Source organism: Dictyoglomus sp. NZ13-RE01 (assembly GCA_002878375.1).
Classification (GTDB): Bacteria; Dictyoglomota; Dictyoglomia; order Dictyoglomales; family Dictyoglomaceae; genus NZ13-RE01.
The window spans coordinates 47,383-69,904 of sequence record NIRF01000007.1; the positions used below are offsets into that span (position 1 = coordinate 47,383).

At 35.0% G+C, this 22,522-nt stretch carries 21 protein-coding genes; 12 read left to right on the forward strand and 9 right to left on the reverse strand.

Going from position 1 to position 22,522, the window contains the following annotated elements; genetic code table 11:
- Position 1: 1 nt before the first annotated feature.
- Positions 2-1,735 (forward strand): ABC transporter, encoded by a 1,734-nt coding sequence (locus CBR30_06100; protein PMQ01397.1) that lies wholly within the window; start codon positions 2-4, stop codon positions 1,733-1,735.
- Positions 1,735-3,531, forward strand: coding sequence for a multidrug ABC transporter ATP-binding protein (locus CBR30_06105; protein PMQ01398.1), 1,797 nt, complete (start codon positions 1,735-1,737; stop codon positions 3,529-3,531). The genes CBR30_06100 and CBR30_06105 overlap by 1 nt, the downstream gene beginning before the upstream one ends.
- Here CBR30_06105 and CBR30_06110 read toward each other — a convergent pair.
- From CBR30_06110 to CBR30_06130, 5 genes are read right to left on the reverse strand one after another with little or no spacing between them, the layout of a single operon-like run.
- On the reverse strand, positions 3,528-4,259 hold the full coding sequence (locus tag CBR30_06110; protein ID PMQ01399.1) for an ABC transporter ATP-binding protein: 732 nt from the start codon (positions 4,257-4,259) through the stop codon (positions 3,528-3,530). The genes CBR30_06105 and CBR30_06110 overlap by 4 nt on opposite strands.
- The gene (gene cbiQ, locus CBR30_06115; GenBank protein ID PMQ01400.1) at positions 4,260-5,057 is read right to left on the reverse strand and encodes a cobalt ECF transporter T component CbiQ; all 798 of its coding nucleotides are present in this window, start codon (positions 5,055-5,057) and stop codon (positions 4,260-4,262) included.
- The gene (locus CBR30_06120) at positions 5,054-5,374 is read right to left on the reverse strand and encodes a cobalamin biosynthesis protein (protein ID PMQ01401.1); all 321 of its coding nucleotides are present in this window, start codon (positions 5,372-5,374) and stop codon (positions 5,054-5,056) included. The genes cbiQ and CBR30_06120 overlap by 4 nt, the downstream gene beginning before the upstream one ends.
- Positions 5,367-6,044 (reverse strand): cobalamin biosynthesis protein CbiM, encoded by a 678-nt coding sequence (locus CBR30_06125; GenBank protein ID PMQ01402.1) that lies wholly within the window; start codon positions 6,042-6,044, stop codon positions 5,367-5,369. The genes CBR30_06120 and CBR30_06125 overlap by 8 nt, the downstream gene beginning before the upstream one ends.
- A 59-nt stretch (positions 6,045-6,103) precedes the next feature.
- A complete protein-coding gene (locus CBR30_06130; GenBank protein ID PMQ01403.1) occupies positions 6,104-6,511 on the reverse strand; it encodes a nickel-responsive transcriptional regulator NikR in 408 nt (135 codons plus the stop codon).
- Positions 6,512-6,642: 131 nt separating this feature from the next.
- On the opposite strand from CBR30_06130, the gene CBR30_06135 reads away from it, so the two are divergent.
- Together CBR30_06135 and CBR30_06140 are read left to right on the forward strand one after the other, a co-directional pair.
- Complete coding sequence (locus tag CBR30_06135) at positions 6,643-7,836, forward strand: transcriptional regulator (GenBank protein PMQ01404.1); 1,194 nt, start codon at positions 6,643-6,645, stop codon at positions 7,834-7,836.
- Positions 7,837-7,867: 31 nt separating this feature from the next.
- Complete coding sequence (locus CBR30_06140) at positions 7,868-9,370, forward strand: alpha-amylase (protein PMQ01405.1); 1,503 nt, start codon at positions 7,868-7,870, stop codon at positions 9,368-9,370.
- A 1-nt stretch (position 9,371) separates the two neighbouring features.
- On the opposite strand, the gene CBR30_06145 is transcribed toward CBR30_06140, so the two are convergent.
- On the reverse strand, positions 9,372-10,469 hold the full coding sequence (locus tag CBR30_06145) for a sugar kinase (GenBank protein ID PMQ01406.1): 1,098 nt from the start codon (positions 10,467-10,469) through the stop codon (positions 9,372-9,374).
- Between the two features lie 220 nt (positions 10,470-10,689).
- Between CBR30_06145 and CBR30_06150 the strand changes: the two genes are divergently transcribed.
- The 6 genes from CBR30_06150 (at position 10,690) to CBR30_06175 (ending at position 16,465) form a co-directional block, all read left to right on the forward strand.
- Entirely contained in the window at positions 10,690-11,613 is a 924-nt protein-coding gene (locus CBR30_06150) for a peptide ABC transporter permease (GenBank protein PMQ01443.1), read from the forward strand.
- The gene (locus CBR30_06155) at positions 11,613-12,500 is read left to right on the forward strand and encodes a peptide ABC transporter permease (protein ID PMQ01407.1); all 888 of its coding nucleotides are present in this window, start codon (positions 11,613-11,615) and stop codon (positions 12,498-12,500) included. The genes CBR30_06150 and CBR30_06155 overlap by 1 nt, the downstream gene beginning before the upstream one ends.
- 2 nt (positions 12,501-12,502) lie before the next feature.
- Entirely contained in the window at positions 12,503-13,498 is a 996-nt protein-coding gene (locus CBR30_06160) for a peptide ABC transporter ATP-binding protein (protein PMQ01408.1), read from the forward strand.
- Entirely contained in the window at positions 13,482-14,480 is a 999-nt protein-coding gene (locus CBR30_06165) for a peptide ABC transporter ATP-binding protein (GenBank protein PMQ01409.1), read from the forward strand. The genes CBR30_06160 and CBR30_06165 overlap by 17 nt, the downstream gene beginning before the upstream one ends.
- Positions 14,477-14,656, forward strand: a complete 180-nt coding sequence (locus CBR30_06170; GenBank protein ID PMQ01410.1) for a hypothetical protein — start codon at positions 14,477-14,479, stop codon at positions 14,654-14,656. The genes CBR30_06165 and CBR30_06170 overlap by 4 nt, the downstream gene beginning before the upstream one ends.
- A 246-nt stretch (positions 14,657-14,902) precedes the next feature.
- Entirely contained in the window at positions 14,903-16,465 is a 1,563-nt protein-coding gene (locus tag CBR30_06175; protein PMQ01444.1) for a peptide ABC transporter substrate-binding protein, read from the forward strand.
- A 5-nt stretch (positions 16,466-16,470) separates the two neighbouring features.
- Here CBR30_06175 and CBR30_06180 read toward each other — a convergent pair whose 3' ends face one another.
- From CBR30_06180 to CBR30_06190, 3 genes are all read right to left on the reverse strand, one after another.
- Positions 16,471-17,502, reverse strand: coding sequence for a hypothetical protein (locus tag CBR30_06180; protein ID PMQ01411.1), 1,032 nt, complete (start codon positions 17,500-17,502; stop codon positions 16,471-16,473).
- Positions 17,480-18,016 (reverse strand): hypothetical protein, encoded by a 537-nt coding sequence (locus CBR30_06185; GenBank protein PMQ01412.1) that lies wholly within the window; start codon positions 18,014-18,016, stop codon positions 17,480-17,482. Before CBR30_06185 ends, CBR30_06180 begins: the two co-directional genes overlap by 23 nt.
- 93 nt (positions 18,017-18,109) lie before the next feature.
- Positions 18,110-19,081 (reverse strand): oxidase, encoded by a 972-nt coding sequence (locus CBR30_06190; GenBank protein PMQ01413.1) that lies wholly within the window; start codon positions 19,079-19,081, stop codon positions 18,110-18,112.
- Positions 19,082-19,463: 382 nt separating this feature from the next.
- Here CBR30_06190 and CBR30_06195 point away from each other — a divergent pair, with 382 nt between their 5' ends.
- Positions 19,464-22,070 carry an alanine--tRNA ligase gene (locus CBR30_06195; protein PMQ01445.1) on the forward strand — a complete coding sequence of 869 codons (2,607 nt, stop codon included), beginning with the start codon at positions 19,464-19,466 and terminating at the stop codon, positions 22,068-22,070.
- Positions 22,063-22,500, forward strand: a complete 438-nt coding sequence (locus CBR30_06200) for a Holliday junction resolvase RuvX (protein ID PMQ01414.1) — start codon at positions 22,063-22,065, stop codon at positions 22,498-22,500. Before CBR30_06195 ends, CBR30_06200 begins: the two co-directional genes overlap by 8 nt.
- The last annotated feature ends 22 nt before the right edge of the window (positions 22,501-22,522 follow it).

A 22,522-nucleotide genomic window follows, 5' to 3' on the forward strand; every position in this document is an offset into this window, starting at 1 on the left:
TATGGATTACTTTAAAAGAGCTATTAGGAAAAATCTAATATTTTTTATCCTTTCTATTCTCTCTTCTATCATTGCCCTTTCCTTAGATATGTTTAATCCTAAGATTATTCAGGAGATTATAGATAAGGTTATTATGGCAAATAGGATGGAAGAGCTGAATAGACTTTTACTCTTTCTCTTACTAATAACTATTTCAAGGGTCATTCTTGGATATGCTAAGGAGTATTTTATGGACCTTGGAGGGTCCGCATTAGCCACTGAGATAAGAATAGAGCTTTTCCGTCATATTCAAACCTTTCCTTTTAGGTTTTTTGATGGGATAAATACAGGAGAACTTATGTCCAGAATTAAAGAAGATATTGATAATATATGGTTTACTTTTGGTTTTGGACTTATGTTTTTTGTGGAACAGGTTTTTTATTTTGTTATTGCCAGTGCAATTCTTTTTAGAATTAACTGGCAGTTGACTCTTTTTGTCATCTTTCTTATGCCTGTCATTGGCTACCTCGCTTATAAATTAGAAAGATCAATAGATGAGATCTATGGGGAGATCTCTGATCAAGGAGTGAGAATGAATACTACCGCTCAGGAGAATATTGCAGGAATTAGAGTAGTAAAGTCCTTTGGTAGGGAAAAATTTGAAGTAGAGAAGTTCTTTAAGGAGAATTTTAGGAATTATTCATTGAACGTTAAACAAGCAAAGACTTTTGCCAGATATAATCCGTGGATGGACTTTCTTACAAATATTTCTGTGGCTTTAGCTATAACTATTGGAGGACTTTATGTAATAAGGGGAAATATGTCCATTGGTACCTTGGTTGCCTTTAGTAGTTATGTCTCTATGCTGGTTTGGCCCATGAGATTGGGTGGTTGGCTTGTAAATATGCTTTCTCAATGCGTAGCATCCATAAAAAAGATAAATAGGTTCTTTAAGGAGCCTCCTGAAAAGAGATTTTTAGGAACTCCTGTTACCTTAAAAGAAATAAGAGGGAATATTACCTTTAGGAATGTGTCCTTCAAGTATAATGATGAGTATGTTCTTAAAAACATTAGTTTTGAGCTAAAGGAAGGAAAAACCTTAGGTATCATGGGAACCACAGGTGCTGGCAAAACCACCTTAGTAAACTTAATTGGAAGATACTATGATAATTGGGAAGGAGATATTTTAATAGATGGTGTGGATATAAAGAATATTGATGTGGAGTTTTTAAGAAGACATATAGCTTATGTTCCTCAGGATGTTTTTCTATTCTCTGATACGGTCCTTGAAAATCTAAAATTAGGAGAAGATGCAAAGGAAGAAGAGATAATCAATGTGCTTAAGTCAGCAAGGGCATACAATTTTGTAATAAGGCTTCCTGAAAAATTGGAAACTATCATTGGGGAGAGGGGTATTGGACTTTCAGGAGGACAAAAACAAAGGCTTTCCATTGCAAGAGCCCTATTAAGAAAAGCAAAGATATTAATATTAGATGATATTACTTCCTCTTTAGATATGGAGACAGAGTATTATGTACAAAAAGCCTTAGAGAATTACAAGAATATTACGAAGATTATTATTACTCATAGGGTTTCTGCAGTGAAAAATGCGGATGAGATTATTGTATTGGAAAAAGGGGAGATAGTGGAGAGAGGTACCCATGAGGAGCTATTATCTCTTAGAGGAAAATATTATGAGACTTATCAGGAGCAGTATGGAAAATATATTTTAGATTTTGAAGAGGAGATGGTTTAATGCCTTATAGCGTAAGGGAAGATGAGAAGTTAGAGGAAAAGGTTAATATAGAGATAATAAGAAGACTTTTTAAGTATCTTAAGCCCTTTAAAAAGGATATTTTCATAGTCCTTTTCTTTATAGCTATAGTAATGGTTGTAGACCTTATAAACCCATACTTTTTAAAAATAACCATAGATAGGTATATAAAGAATAAGGATCTGAAGGGGCTTTTTACTATTGGTCTTTTAATACTTATACTAAACTTTATCTCCGCTCTTTCCGCTAAGAAGAGAATAATAAAGATGGCGGATATAACAAATAAGGTACTATTGAATATAAGACAGGATTTATATAGTCATATACAGAAGCTTTCCCTATCCTTTTTCGATGAAAGACCTGTTGGTAAAATATTGGCAAGAATTATAGGGGATGTTAACTCTCTAAGCAATCTGTTTAATATGAGCATAACTAATCTTATCCCTGATACAGTATTAGTTATTTCCGCAATGGCAATAATGCTTTCTTTAAACTTTAAGCTTGCTTTATTTACCTTATCCCCTCTTCCCTTTACTGCCCTTGTTCTCTTTTCCATTCAAACTATATCAAGAAGAAGATGGCAGGAAGTTAGAAAAAAACTTTCCAATTTAAATGCCTTTACCCACGAAAACTTTCAAGGGATAAGGGTTGTAAAATACTTTACTGCAGAAAATTATAGAGGAAATATTTTTAAGGATTTGGCTTGGGAGGTAAGAAATGCTTTTATTAGAGCGGTAAGGATAAATGATTTGTTCTGGCCTATGGTGGAGTTTTCTTGGGGATTAGGCACCCTTATCACCTATTATTTTGGAGTGAAGATGATAGCAAGAGGAGAGATAACCTTAGGTCTTCTTGTTGCTATATCCAGCTACATCTATATCTTTTGGAGACCTATAATGAACCTTAGCAATCTCTATAATACTCTTCTTACAAGCATGGCAAGTGCGGAAAGAATTTTTGAGATTTTAGATATAAAGCCTGCTATTGAAGAGAGAGAAGATGCTATAGATCTTGATATTAAGGGAGATGTGGAATTTAGAAATGTCTCCTTTTCCTATGATGGAAAAAGAAAGGTGCTTGATAACGTTAGTTTTAAGGTAAAGGCAGGAGAAAAAATTGCCTTAGTGGGACATACCGGTGCTGGAAAAACTACCATTATAAACCTAATCTGTAGGTTTTATGATGTGGATGAAGGAGAGGTACTAATAGATGGAGTTAATATAAAAAATATTAAGCTTGAGAGTTTGAGAAAGCAAATAGGAGTTATGCTTCAAGACACCTTCCTTTTCTCAGGAACCATTATGGATAATATTAAATATGGAAAGCTTGATGCCACAGACGAGGAAATAATAGAGATATGCCAATGGGTTTATGCTCACTCCTTTATATCCTCTTTAGAAAAGGGATACTACACAGATATTAAAGAGAGAGGAATTAGACTTTCTACTGGACAAAGACAATTGGTTTCTTTGGCAAGAACTTTAATAGCGGATCCCAAAATCCTCATATTAGATGAGGCGACAGCAAGCGTTGATACCCAAACAGAAAGGATACTACAAAGGGGTATTAATAAACTGCTTGAGGGAAGAACTGCCTTTATTATAGCCCATAGGCTTTCAACAGTACAAAATGTAGATAGAATAATGGTGGTAGAGGATGGCAAAATAGTAGAAATGGGAACTCATGAAGAACTCATGAACAAGAAAGGTATATACTACTCCATGTTTATGTCACAATTTAAGTATTGGAATAAGGAAGAAAAAGATTTGGCAAGCTAAATTAAGTTGGCATTAGCTAAAAACTCTTTATCTTTTAAAATCTCTTTTCCTCCCTCTCTAATAAGCCTCTTATCTTCCCCCAATACATATATTTTTTCAGCCAGTTCTTCTACTAATTTTAGATCATGGGTAGAAATTACAAAGGTTTTTCCTTCCTCTTGCAACCTCTTTATAAGATTTATAAGATCTCTGGCACTTCTTGGATCCAATCCATTTGTAGGCTCATCTAACAAAATTACCTCAGGCTCTATAACTAATAGAGAGGCAAGGGCTACTTTTTTCTTTTCCCCTTCACTTAACTGAAAGGGGGATCTATCCAAAAGATGAGAAATATTGAAAAACTCACTTATCTTCCTTACTTTTTCCTCTATCTCCTCTAAGGAGAAGTCAAGCTGAATAAGCCCAAAGGCAATCTCATCCCTTACTGTGGGAGAAAAAAGCTGAGCGTCTACATTTTGAAAAAGCATAACCACATTCTTTCTAAAAAACTTATTGAATTCCTTATCATTGAAGGTTTCTTCCCTTATCTCCTTGGAAAATGCAAAAACCTTTCCCTCTTTTGGATATAATAGTCCATCTAAGATCTTTAAAAGGGTAGTTTTTCCTGCCCCATTAGGTCCCAAAAGACATACCCTCTCCCCTTTATTTATTCTAAGATTTATAGAGGAGAGGGCTGGTCTATGATCCAAATAGTAGTACCATACATTTTCTACTCTAAAGATCTCCATCTAAAGCTTCATCCTCCAGTCTATGATAATAATAGCTAAAAGGAAAAGGAACATAAAAGCAAGATAGACTATGTCACGCCTTCTCAATTTTTTATTATAAAAGAAATTTATATCCTTATTAATTCCTCTGGATATCATTCCTTGATATACCTCTTTTGTAAGCTCTTGGGTTTTTATTCCCAATATTCCTATGCTACTTCCTATCCAGCCTTGCTCCCTTCTTAAAGAGTCTATTTTTATGGTTCTGCTTTTTTTGGCTAAGAAAATATTCTCCGCAATCTCCAATAATAAAAATATGTATCTATATGTCATGGCAAGAATAGAGATTATAGGGGCAGGAACTTTTAAGGCTCTAAGCCCTGCAAAAATATCTGTCCAATATGTAGTAAGTAGCAAAATATTTATATAAGATATAGAGGTAACTACTCTTAAGACAAGCCTAAGAGCGGATTCCAACCCTTCAAGAGAAAAACCAAAGGAAAGTTTACCAGGCTGAATAAAGATGTAAGGTAGTACAATTATTAATGTAAAGATAGAAACAAAGGACCAGGTTCTTCTCATTAAATTTTTCAAATTAATATGGAATATTAAGGCAAGAAATATACTAAATATATAGAGAAATAAGAGAGATTCTATCCTTTTTAAAAGGCTTATAGTTATTAAGAAAAATAAAAGGAGTAAAATCTTTACCCTTTCATCCACATGGGATAAAGGGTTATCCTTTGTACTTTCAAAGGTAAGACTTTCCTTTAGGAAATGATTTATTTCCATTAATGTTTTATCAATAAAATTTCTCATTTCTTAGCAAGCATTATCCCCAAAAGATAAACTATTCCTACCACAATTCCAACTCCTATCAATCCTGAAATAATATAACCTAAGGATTGCTGAAGCAAATTTCCATTCTCCCAAACTTTTAAATTATAATCAGGGAAAAGAGGATTTAAAATAGAGGACAATTTTTCTAAGCCCTCAGGTACATAGCCAATCATCTCTTTAATTTCTTCAGGTCCCCATTCTCCCCAAGCAGAACCTGCCTTTAAAAGATAAGGAAGTATTATACCTAAAGGAGAAAGAAGAATAAGTATAAATAAGCCTTTCCAAAGTTTACGCATACTCCCACTCCTTTATAATATTAGATTTTATAAGATAGGAAAGCACACCTACTGTTACAATAGCCTCTACCCATCCAAACACAAGAAGATGCTCAATCAGCATGGCTGGTATAGTAACAGAGAGAGGATAAGGGCAGTAAAGAGGAGCACCTGTAGGACTCTTTGCAATTATGGGCTGCAACCCAAGCTCAAGAGCTGTAAAAAATGCTGAAACATTTAGAGCTATATATGCAGAAATGCCGGCGGAAATAAGAGCTCTTTTTGAAGGGAAGGGACTTTTCCCCTTTATTAATTTATAAAGATAATATCCTACAAAAGGCATAACAAAAGCCATATTGAAACAATTTGCACCAATAGCTGTTATTCCACCATCTCCAAAGATCAGGGCTTGTATGATAAGAACAATTGAGATAACAAGAGTGGCAGACCATGGACCTAATAGTATAGCTATAAGTACCGCTCCTACCGCATGACCTGTAGTTCCTCCTGGAATAGGAATATTAAACATCATGATTACAAAAGAAAAGGCTGCAGAGAGAGCAAGAAGAGGCACATGGGCAGACTTTAACTTGTTTTTCAAGAAGTTATAGGCTCTAACCCATATAGGAGTCATAACTACAAAAAGACTTCCATAAGTCTGTGGACCTAAATATCCATCAGGTATATGCATACGGCTTTACCTCCTTCACAAAAATTTTAAAAAAAGTGCTACCAGAAAAAGAAAAAAAATTAAATAAGATCAGTTAAAGATATATTAGTATGTCTTACCCACTTGATAGAAGATATATCATCGTATAGATTTTTTACCTTCTCAACCCTTCCCCTAAATATTATTACCTCCAAACAATTTTTCTCATCAAAATGTACATGCATGGTAGAAATTATTATATCGTGATAATGATGCTGAATATCAGTAAGCTTTTCCACTAAACCATGCACATGATGATCATAGATTATGCTGATTGTGCCTGCAATAGTTTCACTTTTTCTTTCCCACTTCTCTTTAATTATATAGTCCCTTAAAAGGTCCCTAATAGCTTCGGATCTACTATTGTACCCCTTTTTCTTTATGACCTCATCAAACTTTTCTAATAAATCCTCTTCTAAGGAAATGCCAAACCTTATTAAATTTCCCATAGGATTATGCTACTTTTTTTGATGATTATAGCACGAAAAATTTTTTTGTGAAAATAAAAAATTAATTGACGGAAAGTTTATGGATGGTATAATCAGATAAAAAAGACCCAAAAAAAGGGAGAATTGAAAAAATGAGGTCTATAAATATTAAGCGAATGAGAGAAGCAAATATATCCTTAGTTTTAAATGTTATAAGGACAAAAGGTCCTATATCAAGGTACGATGTGTCTAAGATAACTGGACTTTCTCCCTCTGCAGTCTCAAGTATTGTAGAAGTTTTATTAGAGAGTGGAATTATAAAGGAGACTCCAGCAAAAGAAACAAAAGTAGGAAGAAGACCTATAGAACTATCTATGAATGATACAAACTTTTATCCAATAGGAATAGAAATAGAGAATGATAGAGTAACAGGAATAGTTTTGAACTTAAGAGGAGAGATTATAAAAAAGAAAGTTTTTCTATTGGACTCTAATACGGAGCCAGATTTTGTGCTTTCAAAGGTAGTGGAGATATACGAATCCCTTAGAAATGAGATTTATCCTAAGCAGGTTATGGGGCTTGGCGTTGCAATCCCTGGCTCCTTGGATAGAGAGAGGGGAATATGTCTTTTTGCTCCAAACTTGGGATGGCAAAATGTATCTGTTATGGAATTCTTAAAAGAGAGGATAAAGGATACTGAAATATTTTTAGAGCATATCACAAAGGCTGCAACCTTAGGAGAGCTTTGGTTTGGCGGTGGAATAGGTAAAGAAAATATTATATGTGTTAGAGTGGGAAGCGGAGTAAGTGCAGGCTTTGTAATTAATGGAAATCTTTATAGAGGCTATACGGATAGGGCAGGAGAATTTGGGCACACAGTGGTAGAAAAAGATGGGAAAAAATGCAAGTGTGGAAACTACGGTTGCTTAGAAACCTATGTATCTACCCAGGTTCTAATAGATAAAGTTAAAGAAGGATTAGAAAAGGGCGCATATATTAAGGTAAATTTAGAGATGGATAGAAGAGAGAAATTATTGGACCAAATAATACAGGCAGGAAGAGAAGGAGATAGATTCATTTTGAATATCTTTGAGGAGATGGGAGAGTACTTAGGTATTGGAATAGCAAACCTTGTTAATCTTCTAAATCCAGAACTTGTAATTATTACAGGAGGACTTTCAAAAGCTCAAGACCTTCTCCTAAACCCCGTAAAAAGAAATTTAAAGCTTAGAGCATTTCCTCCTATACCTGATGTGATCACATCCCGTCTCCGAGAGGATGCCTGTGTGGTTGGAGCTGCCACCTGTGTCTTAGAAAGCAAATTTTCCAAAATTTTTAGCTATTAGTAGAAAAAACTACAATATATAGGAGGTAAAAATGTATAAAAAGGGTATTTTATTAGTTATTTTCTTTTTATTCTTACTTATTCCCTTTGCCCATTCTGAGTCTACTTACTGGTATAAGGATGCTGTATTCTACGAAGTATTTGTTAGATCTTTTGCGGATAGTGATGGAGATGGTATTGGAGATTTGAGGGGACTTATGGAAAAATTAGATTACCTAAATGACGGAAATCCTAATACTACAAAGGATCTTGGTGTTAATGCCCTTTGGCTTATGCCCATATTTCTTTCTCCCAGCTACCATGGGTATGACGTAGTAGATTATTATGATATAGATCCCAATTATGGAGATATGAAGGATTTTGAGGAGTTTTTGGCAGAAGCCCACAAGAGGGGAATAAAGGTAATATTGGACCTTGTTCTAAATCATACATCCTCTTTGCATCCTTGGTTTAAGTCTGCAAGCTCCTCTTTTCTCTCTCCTTATAGAAATTTTTATCTTTGGAGTACAGAGCCCCCTAAAAATAATCCCCAGTTTTGGCACAAGACAAATACAGGATATTATTATGGCTTTTTCTGGTCTGGCATGCCTGATTTAAATTATGATGAGCCAAGAGTAAGAGAAGAGGTTAAAAAAATTGCAAAATTTTGGTTAGAGAAGGGGGTAGATGGATTTAGATTAGATGCAGCAAAGCATATATATGATGATCATGATAAGAATGTGGCTTGGTGGAAAGAGTTTTATGACTATGTTAAGTCTATAAAGAAAGATGTATATCTTGTTGGAGAGGTTTGGGATAGCCAAGAGGTCATAGCAAAATATTACTATGGTTTGCCCTCAAACTTTAATTTTCCATTAGCTCAAAGGATTATTTCTTCCGTCTCTTCCCAATACAATCTTAATCTTGTAGACTTTCTTTTAGATGAAAGGAGTCTCTTTTCACAATATAATCCTGATTTTGCAGATGCCATATTTTTAACAAATCATGATCAGAATAGGGTAATGAGCGTATTTGGTGGAAGCATAGATAAGGCAATTCTTTCTGCATCAATTTATTTAACTTTTCCAGGTACACCCTTTATATACTATGGGGAAGAGATTGGAATGAGTGGGGCAAAGCCCGATGAACATATAAGGGAACCTTTTGAGTGGACCAGCAACCTAAAAGGCGACTATCAAACTATGTGGATAAAGCCCATTTACGCAAAACCAAACGATGGCATATCAGTAGAAGAGGAAGATTTGGATGAAAATAGTATATTAAATCATTATAGAAGACTAGTTAATTTAAGGCTAAAGTATAAGGCATTATCCTATGGAGACATAGAGAAGGTAGATACAAAGGACTCTACTTTATTAGCTTATATAAGAAAAGTTGGGGAAGAAAAAATTCTTATCATTCATAACTTAAATAGGGTTAAAAATAATTTCTCTTATCCCCTACCAAAAAATTACCAGGTTCTCTATTCCAGAAATTCCAAGGTAGATAAAGATATAATCTTAGGTCCTTTTTCCTCAATAATAATTAAGATTTAAGCTATCTATTAAAATACTTAATGAAGCCTAAAACTCCAGCTCCTAATATGAGACTGTTTTCTCCAAGATTTGAATAGTAAAAATTAATTTTGGACCTTAATTGGGGGAATATATTGGGAATAATATATTCCTTGATTCTTTCTGTTATATAATTTAAAACTTCCTTGGGAATATTTCCTGAGATACAGATCGCCTGAGGGGGAAAGATTTGAATAACATTTGAAAGGGAAAGACCTAAATATTTAATGGCTTTTTCCATCTTTCCCCCTTTTATTGCAAGATGCAAGGCGTCATTTATATCATTTTTTTCATAACCTTCCAGAACAACAGGAATAGAAGCTACCGTTTCTAAACAACCTTTCTTTCCACACCAGCAATCTTTTCCATCTATTTCTACAATTGTATGACCTATCTCTCCAATAATTCCATCATACCCATCTAATACCCTATCATTTAAATAAATTCCCAATCCAATCCCTTTAGTTAATAAAAGATAGAAGAAATTTCTATAGTTTTTCCCTTCTCCATACCATGTCTCTGCCAGTATACCTGCATTTGTATCCTTCTGCATATAAAAAGGAACTGGGAATTTCTTCTCTATAATCTCCTTTATATTTACATCCCTCCAGTTTAAACTTGTTGAAAGTATTACCTTCCCAGAGCTCAACTCAAGAAGACCAGGAACTGATGCAGAAATAGCAACAATTTTCTCTTTATAAGGCTCATATAATCTTTCTATTAATCTCAAAAGATCATCAATTTCCCTCATTTTTACAGAATCCATCATTAATATATCTCCTTTTGGATTTACAATAGCACCTTTTATTAAGATCCCAGAAAGATCCAATGTTAAAACCAAAAGGTTAGGATTTATGGAAAGTTTTGTAGGTCTTCTTCCACGAGTAGTATTAACTTGTCCAAGCTCCACTATGAAATTTTTCGATAAAAGCTCTTCTACAATTTCTGTGATGGCAGTCTTTGTGAGTTTTGTAATGCGTGAAAGTTCTGCTCGAGACTTTGGCCCCTGCTTCATAAGAACTTCAAGAACCAAATTCTTATTATATGTTCCAACATGTTTTGGCGTTCTTCTTTCTCTCATTTAGTAAACATACTTGACAAATTTCTTTTGAATATTATATATTATCTTAAAGAAAATTTAAAGTTACTTTAAGCTATTTTAAAAAAATTGGAGGTAAAAGGTGGAAGGACTCAAAAGAACCATTAAAAGAATAAGTGGAAATGTAATCCTAAGAAGATTCTTAAAGTCCCTTTTCACAATCTTTGTTGTTGTTACATTAACATTCTTCATAATAAGACTCATGCCTTCAAACCCTATACAGATATATATAAATCAGATGATTTCACAATATGGAATGACTTACAAAGAGGCAGAAGCATTAGCTGCTTCACTATTCTCTATAGATCTTAAAAAGCCTCTTTTACTACAGTACTTTGAATTTTTAAAAAATCTTCTTAGGGGAGATCTTGGAATTTCCTTTCTTTCCCGTGGCACAAAAGTTACTACAATTATTAAGGAGTTTTTACCCTGGACCCTTTTTAGTGTAGGTGTTTCTCTTTTAATTAGTTTTACCCTTGGAGTTATCTTAGGAATGTTTATTGCATATAGAAGAGGTAGCCTTATTGATGTTATTGTAACAAGTATAGCATCAATTTTAAGCTCCATTCCTAACTATTTAATTGGAATTATGATTTTGGTATTTGTAGGAGTGCAATGGAGACTAATTCCTATTGAGACCATGAGAGGTTCTCTATCTCCTGGGGTTAAGCCTGGATTTACATGGACCTTTATAAAGGATGTATTTTTCCATGCATCCATGCCTATTCTAACCTATGTTATGAGCACTATTGGAAGTTGGATCCTTACTATGAAAAGTAGCACTTTATCAACCCTTGGAGAAGATTATGTGATGGTAGCAAAGGCAAGGGGATTAAAGGAGAGTAGGATAACCTTTTCTTATGTAGGAAGAAATGCTATTTTGCCATTATTTACCAGTTTGACTATCTCCTTAGGATTCATTGTTGGAGGTTCTGTACTAATCGAAAGTATATTTGTTTATAAAGGGATTGGATGGATTCTCTGGAGCAGTATAAACTCAAGGGATTATCCTGTGATGCAGGGAGTATTCTTAATAATAACCATATCAGTGATTATGGCCAACTTCTTAGCAGATCTTCTCTACAGTAGACTTGATCCAAGAATCAGGATTTCTGGAGGTGAATGATGGACAAAAAAGTAAGAAAATACAAACTTTATTTGGGCTCTTTAAGGGATACTTTTAAATTACTCAAGAAAAATAAGGTTGGATTTGCAGGATTTATTGTCCTTATCTTCATTATATTAATTTCTTTTATTGGTCCTTATATAGTTCCTTTTGATACAACATCAAGATTAGATAAAATATATGTAAAGCCTTCTTGGGAGCATCCCTTAGGCACAGACAGTCAGGGAAGAGATGTTCTATCCCAAATAGTCCATGGAGGAAGGGATGTTCTTATCGTTGCCTTTCTTACAGGACTTCTTTCCACTTTTATAGCGGTAAGCTTAGGTTCTCTAAGTGCTTTTATTGGAGGTAGATTTGATTCCTTAGTTACAAGTTTAGCGGATATTGTTTTAACAATACCCCATTTCCCACTGCTTTCTGTTTTAGCTGCATTCATAAAATTAAAAAGCTCTTTTATGATAGCCTTTATTCTTGCTCTTCTTTCCTGGCCAGGACTTCTTAGAGCGGTAAGAGCACAGGTTCTTTCTTTAAAGGAAAGAGACTTCATAGAAGCAGCAAGAGCTTTAGACTTAGGAATCTTTCATATAGTGTTTTCAGAAATCCTTCCAAACATGATGAACTATATAGTAATAAGTTTTATTCTTTCCATGACTTCCGCCGTTTATGCCCAGGTTGGACTAATTCTTTTAGGACTTGTTCCTTTAGCAAGTCATAATTGGGGAGTTATGATTAACTTTGCCTGGACTCGAGGAGCCATCTTCTATAAGAACAGTGTTTTCTATATTCTATCCCCTATTATTGCCATTTCTCTTTTCCAGTGGTCCTTAGTATCCTTTACCCGTTCCTTAGAGGAAATATTTAATCCAAGATTAGGTCAAGGAGTATAAAAATGGAGATTTTAAAAATAGAAAATCTTTATGTGGATTATAAAGCAAGAAGAGGTTTGGTTAAAGCTGTAAGGGGCGTAAGTTTGGGGCTTTATAAAGGAGAGACCCTTGCAATAATTGGAGAAAGTGGTTCTGGTAAGACTACTTTAGGGCTTTCCATAATTAAGCTATTACCTTCCTCTGCAAGGATATCACAGGGAAAAATCTGGTATCAAGGAAATGGTAAAAAAATAGAAGTAGTGAGCTTAGACAATGGAAGATTAAGAAAGTTTAGATGGAAAGAAATTGCAATGGTCTTTCAATCCGCCCTTAATGCCTTCAACCCAGTAATTAGAATATGGGACCATATAGTAGATACTGTGGAATCTCATGATATCCGGATAACAAAAGAGGAATTAAGAGTGAAAGTTTTGGAACTTTTAAGATTAGTACAGTTGGATCCAGAAAGGGTGTTAAAATCATATCCTCATGAGCTTTCAGGAGGAATGAGACAAAGAGTACTAATTGCTCTGGCTTTAATCTTGGATCCACAGATTGTTATTCTCGATGAGCCTACTACCGCATTAGATATTCTGAGCCAGAGAAGTATACTGGAGCTTTTAAAGAAAATTAAGAAGGAACTAAACCTTTCTATCATACTTATATCACATGACCTGTCACTTGCTGCAGAACTTGCGGATAGAGTTGCAGTTATGTACGCTGGAAATTTAGTAGAGGTAGGCTCCGTCTACGACATATTCTATAATCCTCTTCATCCATATACTATGGGACTTATAAAGGCAGTTCCTACTGTAACTACTTCCTTTAGGGAATTAATCTCTATACCTGGCTCACCTCCAGACCTCATTGATCTTCCTCCTGGGTGCAAGTTCCATCCAAGATGTATTTATAAAGATGAAGAGTGCCTCAAAGAGGAGCCCAATTTAGTTGAGGCTTCTAATAATCATTATGTAGCATGCTATAGATGGGAGAAGATTAAAAATGGAAAAAATAATTGAACTGAGAAATGTAAATAAGTTTTTTACTGTTGGTGGAGGCTTCTTTAGTCCTAAAAAAACTCTAAGGGTTTTGGAGGATCTAAATCTTTCCATTAAAAAGGGAGAGATTTTTTGTCTTGTAGGTGAGTCTGGATGTGGTAAAACAACTACAGGAAAGCTTATAGCAGGTCTTCTAAAACCTACATCAGGAGAGGTTCTCTTTTACGGAAAAGATATATGGAAAATGAATAAGGAAGAGTTTAAGAACTATAGAAGGTCGGTCCAGATTGTTCATCAAGATCCATACTCCTCTCTGAACCCTGTAAAGACTATTTATGATATCTTAAGTGCTCCTTTATTAAAACATCACATAGTAAAAAGTAATGGACAGTGTGAAGAGAAAATTGCAGAGCTTTTAAAAATTGTGGACTTAACACCTGTAGAAGATTTTATTTATAAATATCCTCATCAGCTTTCTGGTGGTCAGAGACAAAGAGTTGTTATAGCAAGAGCTCTAACATTAAATCCTGAGTTTATAGTAGCAGATGAGGCAGTATCAATGCTTGATGTTTCTATCCGATTAAGTATTATTAAACTACTTCTTTCCTTAAAGGAAAATTTTGATATGACTTTTCTATTTATTACCCACGATCTTGCTATGGCAAAATATTTTGGTTGGAATGGTAAAATTGCAGTAATGTATTTGGGAAGAATTGTAGAGATGGGTCCAACACCTAAGGTTTTAGAAAACCCACTGCATCCTTATACAAAAGCTCTTCTCCTTGCAGTACCAGAAGCAGATCCTGAAGTCACAAGAAACAAAAAGTTTATGGAATTAAGGAGTCTTGACCTTCCAAGCCTTTTGAATCTTCCTCCAGGATGTAGATTTAGCAATCGCTGTCCCTATATGGAACCTGGAAAATGCGACAAAATAGAGCCAAATCTTTATGAATTGGAGCCAGAGCATTACGTAGCCTGTGAGTTATACGGGAGTAAAGCATGAATTCTGAAATTCCAAGATCTATTTTTAAAATTGGATTTTTTATCTCATTCCTTTCAGGGGTAATGGCTCCATTCTTAGAGCTTGGAACTTCAACCTTTGTAGTAGATATTTTAGCTTTGATCTCTGGGATCTTAATCATGCTTCTTGCTCTTTTTATAAGAAAATATTTCAAATAGGGAGGTGAGAAGCTTTTTTAAAAAATTTTCCTTTCCCTCATTAGATTCCCAAAAACTTAATTAAGGGGGTCAAAAAATATGAAGCGTTTAGTAATTTTGGTTATCCTTTTAGGTATCTTAACCTTGGGGCTTGCAGCTCCAGCAGAAAGAGTTTTCGTAGGAGCATGGCCCTATGATATGCCACCAGTTGGACACTTCAATACCTTTGTATCAAGAGCAATAACCCTCGGAATTTACTATGAATTAATGCATCAACCACTAGCATTTTACTATTGGGCAACAGGGAAATATGAGCCAGTTCTTGCTACAAGTTGGCGTCTCGAACCTGCTAATAATCCTGAGTGGTTCATAGTTAATTTAAGAAAGGGTGTAAAATGGAGTAATGGACAAGAATTTACCTCCAAAGATGTAGTAGCCACTTACTATATTGGATACTTAATGAATTGGCCAATATGGAGATATATTGATAAAGTAGAGGCCTCAGGTAAATACACTATAAAATTCCATATGAACAATCCATCCTCTGTAGTTCCAAGATATATATTAAGAACATATCCTATTAGAGATTATTCCACATATGGAACATATGCAGATAAAGTTATGGCTCTTCTTGCACAAGGGAAGACAAGAGATTCTGATGAAATGAAGAAATTGAGAGCAGAATTTGAGCAGTTTAGACCAAATGGTATAGTATCATCTGGTCCCTTTGTACTAAATGTAAATAATTTGACAGAAGCAGAAATAGTACTTGAGAGAAATCCATACTATTGGAATCAAGAGGCGATTAGCTTCGATAAAGTAAGATTAGTTAATGGTGAAACCCCAACAGTAACTCCTATGGTCTTAGCAAAGAATGTAGACTACGCTACTCATGGATTTCCACCAGCTACAGAAAAACAATTTATAGAGAGCGGAATTAGAATTATAAGACCACCTATATACTCTGGACCAGCTATCTTTGTAAACCACAACATCTATCCATTAAATAGAGTAGAAGTACGTCAAGCAATGGCTTATGCAATAAATAGGGATGAGAATGGATTTGTATCTCTTGGAAAGTCAGGAGTTGGAGTAAAGCTTATGGCAGGCTTTAGTGACAACTTAGTACCATTATGGATTTCTGCAGGAGACCAGAAGAAACTCAATAAATATGAATACAATCCTAAGAAGGCAGAAGAAATATTACTTAGTATCGGATTCAAGAGAGATAAAGATGGAGTATGGATTGATGATAAAGGAAAGAGAATGGAATATGAATTGATAGTTCCTGCAGAGTATGCGGACTGGTCTGCAGCAGCAGAAAATGCAGCTTCTCAATTAACAAAGTTTGGAATAAAGGTAACAGTTCGTGGAGTAACCTATGCACAAGTTCCTCAAGAGGCAGAACAAGGAAGATTCCAGTTATTAATACAGGCATGGGGTGCTGCCCATCCACATCCTCACTTCTCCTTCTACCAAGATCTCGTAAGATTTAACTATCCTCTTGGTGTAGGACCTGGAATGAACTTCCAAATGAAACAAAAGACAAAGGTGGTAGGAGAAGTAGATTTAGATAAGTTAATCACTGATTCTGCAGTAGGATTTGATACAAAGCTTCAAAAGAACTATGTAACCAAGCTTGCATTAGCCTTTAACGAACTATTACCAATAATTCCTCTCTGGGAACGTTACGGAAATAACCCTGCCTTAGAAGGAGTAAGAGTAACTGGATGGCCACCTGAAGGTGATCCTATTTATAAGAACAGCCCATATTCCGACAACTTTGTAATAATCATGCTCACAAAAGGAATACTAAAACCAGCAAAATAATGAACTTAGGGGTGGGTTAGCCCCACCCCTATAAATTTTAATGCGGAGTTTTTGAGATTTTCTTTTAATGAGGATGTTAAGGGAATACCAGCTAATTGATAAGCCCTTATTAAGGCTCCTATTACACCGGGAAATTCCGGTTCTTTTATTTCATATAAAGAAGGATCCAAATTTTTCTCAAAACTTTTCTTTACTAAAGAAATATTAAAAACTCCACCTAAACCTGCGGTAGGAATTTTTCCTTTAAAATTTAATTTTCTATAGACACAGTCTACAAGTTTTGCTAATTCTCTACCTGCATCAAGGAGGATTTCTTGGGCAAACCTATCTCCCTCTTCTGCTGCCTCCTTCACACTTTTTGTAAAAAGAGCTATTTGGTCCCTTCCAATTTTCCCTGCATAGTAACTTCTTACCATCTCTTCTATAGAAGAGAAGGATGAATTTTTAATAATCTTTTCCCAAAGAAGAGTGGGAGGATGGCAGGCATCTTCATATTTTAAAGCTATTTTTATCGCCTGAAGAGCTATCTGAAATCCTCCTCCTTCATCTCCAAATAAGTATCCAAATCCACCACAACGGGAATATCTTGTTCCATCAAATCCTAAAGCAACCGAGCCTGTGCCACCAATTACAATGATCCCTTCCTTCCCAAAAAATGCTCCTGCTAAAGCAATACTTGGATCACTATCAACAAAAATTCGCTTTGCTTTTATAATCTTTTTCGCAACCTCTGTAAAACTTTTTGCCTCTTCCGAATCGGGACGAGAAACCCCAGTAAGCCCTAAAAAGGCGCATTCAAATTCAAAAGAAGAAGGATCATAAGGAAAAAGACAAGAAGATAGTGCTTCTTGGAAAGCAAGTTTAGCTACTTCAGGTCCCCTTGGAGATAAAATATGCTCCAAGCCTCTTCCTTTACCAATAGAAAGAATTTTCCCTTCTTCATTCCCTAATATACATAGGGTTTTTGTTTGTCCGCCATCTATTCCTAAGAATAGATGAGGATTTCTAATATCTTTAATATATTGGCTCAAAGTCATAAGAGTAATAGATGGTTATACCTTTACTCTTTGCAAATTCTTCTATTTCTGGTTCGGTCATATAGGTTACAATAATGGGAAAGATTTCCCCAGCTATTACTTCTCTAATATCTTTTAACCTATCCACAAAATCAATTACATGTCTTAAAGAAAGATTTGCCTTTACTTCAATCCCAAAATCTCTTTTCAAAAGGAAAGGAAGAGATCTATAGGCTCTATCTTCAAGCTGAAATCCAATACTATGAGATAATTCTCCTAACTCCTTTGTAATTCCGTTTATCTCCTCCTGTATATTTTTTAAAGCCAAAGTAAGTTCTCTAATTTCTTCCTCGGTTCTTTTTTGGGCTTGAACAAGCTCTTCAATTCTCTCCTCGGTTTTTTCCTGAGCCAAGATGAGTCTTTCAACAGAAGATTTTAAATCCACAATTTCACTATGAATAGGTATTCGTATCTCCAGTTCCTGGAGAACTATCTCTCTTACAATAGGATATAATTCTTCCTTTGGTATGGACATTTCCCCAAAAATCCTCCCTCTCCCTTATATCTTATCATATTTCTGAAAAATGAGGTATAATATTTTTCCTCTATACTAAGTTTTTATTCTTGCCTACTCGCTACTTTCTTCTTTAAGCTGATTTCTCCTTTTTCTGTATTCAATTATTGGTAAATCGCCCTGCACTAAGTTTTCTCCCATTCTTAATGAAGTTATCTTAGGTTCTTGTGTTTCGACTACTCTTCTATCCTGATGGAGCACAATTTTGTTAAAAGGAGATGCGATTTTGGCAATAAACTTATCTAAAAACTTAATTTTGGTCAACCTTACATATGTTCTTATATAGACAAGGGAGTTTTCATCATCTACAGGGACAAAAGCGGCAACAATAAAAAAGTTGTCACTAATATGGTTTTGCCAAATGTTTGGGAAAATAAATTCAAGATAGACCTTGCTTTTTCTTCCTTTCATTTCCTCTGGAGATTTTGGGGGAGTTCCATCGTCTACCCTATTAAAAACATAAAATCTCATTTTATCTGAATCAAACCATTCAACAACAGGACCATCTGCAACAGTTCTATTGCCCCTTCCTATAGTGTTATGATGTACAAAAGGTAAATGAATAGGATCTAACTGATTCTCAATGCATCTTGAATAGTGCGTTTTCCAATGATCAACAAATTCATCATAAACAAAACTATCGTCTATAAAATCAAAAAAGGGTGGTTCTTTAATTGCTTTTTCAGGATCCCCATAAAAAACATATATAAAACCATTTCTTTCAACAGCTTTAAAACTCTTTACCTTGAAATTATTTGGTACAGGAGTATTTCTTCCATTTGCAGGAATTACTTTTACTCTTCCTGTTCCATCATATTCAAAACCATGAAATGGACACTGAAGATGACCATCTACAATTTTTCCATAGGATAGCTTTGCTCCCCTATGAACACACTTGTCAACCAAACAATTGATTTTATCCTTATCTCTCCACAAAACAATCTTTTCTCCAAAACGGGTTAGCCCTATTGGCTTATCTCTAAGCTCTCTTGAAGACAACACTACATACCACTGATTCTTGATCATATGATTTTTACCTCCCTACCTTTCCAATATACGAATTATATCCCTTAATTATGAATAACTCAATAGAGATTGTCAAAGTTTTGTGATATTTTCATCTTATAAGAAGTAAAAAAGATATACGACTTGAAAATTACTTTAAAAAGTGTTATAAATAAGGTTAGAAGTGCCCTGCTGTGTGCGTGGTGCGAACGTGTCCTTGGCTCAACACCTTTTCTAATTTGAGCCAGATCCCATCTTGGGATTGCAGCTCAAAAGGAGCTACATAACCAAGGTGGGGAGGCTCAAAAAGTATTAGGAAGAGGGCGCAAAGGACTGTAGTGCCACGGCACAGCGGGGATTTTTTAATAATAAAATCTTTAGCAAATGGGTGAGAGTAAAGGATATGCAAAGCAAAGAAATAAGAGAAAAATTCATTAATTATTTTGTAAGAAATGGGCATTTACATCTACCAAGTGCTTCCTTAGTTCCTGCAGACGACCCTACACTCCTTTTCACTACTGCAGGAATGGTCCCTTTTAAACCTTATTTTCTTGGTCAAGGGACTCCACCTGCAAGAAGAATTACTACTGTTCAGAAATGCTTTAGAACTACAGACATAGAGAGGGTAGGTTTAACTCCAAGGCACTTAACTTTCCTTGAGATGCTTGGGAATTTCTCTCTTGGAGATTATTTCAAAAAGGAAGCTATTGCTTTTGCTTTTGAGTTTTTGACAAAGGAGCTTGGACTTCCTAAGGATCTTCTTTGGATCTCTGTTTATGAAGAGGATGATGAGGCTTTTGAAATATGGAACAAAACTATGGGTATTCCTAAGGAAAGAATTGTTAGGTTAGGGAAAGAAGATAACTTCTGGGGACCTCCAGGTCCAACAGGACCTTGCGGTCCATGTTCTGAGATCTATTATGATTTTGGTCCTAAAAATAAAGAGGAGGAGAATTGTAAGCCAGGAGATCCATGTGACCGATTTATGGAAATTTGGAATCTTGTTTTTATGACATATTACATGGATGAAGAAGGAAAAATGTCTCCTCTTCCTCAAAAAAACATCGATACAGGAATGGGCTTAGAAAGAATTACAACAGTAGTTGAAAAGGTAGGTAATGTTTTTGAAACTGATTTATTTGTCCCTATTATTGAAAAAACAAGAGAAATATTAAATGAGTTAGATCCAGCTACTGAAAGGATAATTGCGGATCATATTAGAGGGATTACCTTTTTAATGTGTGATGGAGTAGTACCTACTAATGAGGGAAGAGGATATGTTTTAAGAAGATTGATAAGAAGGGCAGAAAGAAGAGGCTTTGAAAAAGGAGTTGAGGAGCCCTTCTTGTATAAGCTGGTCCCTGTTGTAGTGGACGTTATGGGAGATTTTTATAAGGAACTTCACACAAAGAAAGATTATGTGATGCAGGTTCTGAAAAGAGAGGAAGAACAATTTTTAAAAACTTTGGAGCAGGGACTATATCTATTAGATTCTTTAGCTAAAAAGGGGATAAAAAAGCTTGATGGGGATTTTGTGTTTAAATTATATGATACTTACGGTTTTCCTCTTGAATTGACCATAGAGATAGCAAACGAGAGAGGCTGGGAAGTAGATGTTGATGGCTTCAACAAGGCTATGGAAGAGCAAAGAAAGAGAGCAAGAATATCAATGGAGGAAAAATTAGAGAGTGAATGGATTAAATTAAGCGATGAAGAGTTACGTACTCTAAAAGAAATGCCCTCCACCATATTTGTGGGATATGATACCTTAGAGACGGAAGCTAACATCTTATTCTTTTTAGATGGGAAACATGGAAAGGAAATAGTTGAAGGAGAAGACATCTCTTTTATTTTGGATAAAACACCCTTCTATGCAGAGAGTGGTGGACAAGTATCTGATAAAGGGAAGGTATATAACGATGAGTTTGAGATAATTGTAGAGGATGTTCAAAAACTTGGTGAAAAATTTGTTCATAAAGGGAAGGTTGTCAGGGGTAGAGTAAAAGAGCAGGTTAAAGTAAAGGCGGAGGTTGATAAAGAACTTAGATTTGCAACTCAGAGGCATCATACCGCTACACATTTATTACATTCCGCCTTGAGAAGAGTTTTAGGAGAGCATGTATCCCAAGCTGGTTCCTTAGTATCTCCAGATTTTCTTAGATTTGATTTTACCCATTACAAACCACTTACCGATGAAGAATTAAGGGAAGTGGAAAGATTAGTAAATGAAAGTATTTTGGAGAATCACTTGGTAGAGAAGTTTGTTACAACAATTGATAAGGCAAGGGATATGGGTGCCATTGCCCTATTTACTGAGAAATACCAAAGGGATGTGAGGGTTATAAAGATAGATTCAGTTAGTATGGAGCTTTGTGGCGGTACCCATGTAAATAGAACGGGAGATATAGGATTGTTTTTGATTACAAAGGAAGAAGGAATAGGAAGTGGAATAAGGAGAATTTTTGCAGTATGTGGTATGAAAGCATGGGAGTATGTAAATAATTTAAGTAGGGATATAGCTGAAATTATGAAGATTACTAATGCAAATGATATAAAAGATTTATCACAAAAATGGTTGAAACTACAGAGCCAAATAAAAGAGAAGGAGAATATTATAAATGAATTGGAGAGCAAATTATTAGAGAAAGAGCTGGAGAATATACTGAAGAATGCTATCAATGAAAATGGCATAAACATATTTATAAGTAAGGTGGAAACAAAATCCCAAGAGGGATTAAGAAAGCTTGGAGACCTTATAAAAAGCAGAAAGCCGGACAGTTTAATTCTATTAGGTTTGGAACAGGAAGATAAAATATTGATGACCATTATGGTATCTCCATCCCTAACCAAAAAGGGTATCTTAGCTAAGGACATTGCCTCTTATATCAATGCAAAATTAGAAGGAAAAGGTGGAGGGAAAGATACTCTGGCACAGGTAACATTGAAGATAAATAGCTGGGAAATTATTGAAAATACAGTAAGGGAATGGGTAAGGAAAATTAATGGGTAGATGGCTTGCTATTGATTGGGGAGAAAAATATATTGGTCTTGCAATATCTGATCCTTTAGGGGTGATTCCTCAAGGCTTAGGGGTACTCGAGATTAATGGTGAAAAGGATTTTTTGAATAAAATAGAGAATATTATTAATGAATATGAGATTAAAGGAATCGTACTTGGACTTCCCATCTCATTAAAAGGGGAAGAAAACGAGAAAACTATAAAGATTAAAAAACTCGGTGAAAAACTGAATAAATTATTCTCTATACCTGTGTATTATGTGGATGAGAGATTTACTACAATGGAAGCGGAAAAGCTTTTAATTGAGGGGAATGTAAGAAGAGAAAAGAGGAAAATTGTAAGGAATAAACAATCCGCTATTCTCATACTTGATAAGTTTTTGTCGGTTTATAAACAAAAAATAGAGGAGGTCCTGGGTTAAAGTGAGACAAGGTTTTACAGAG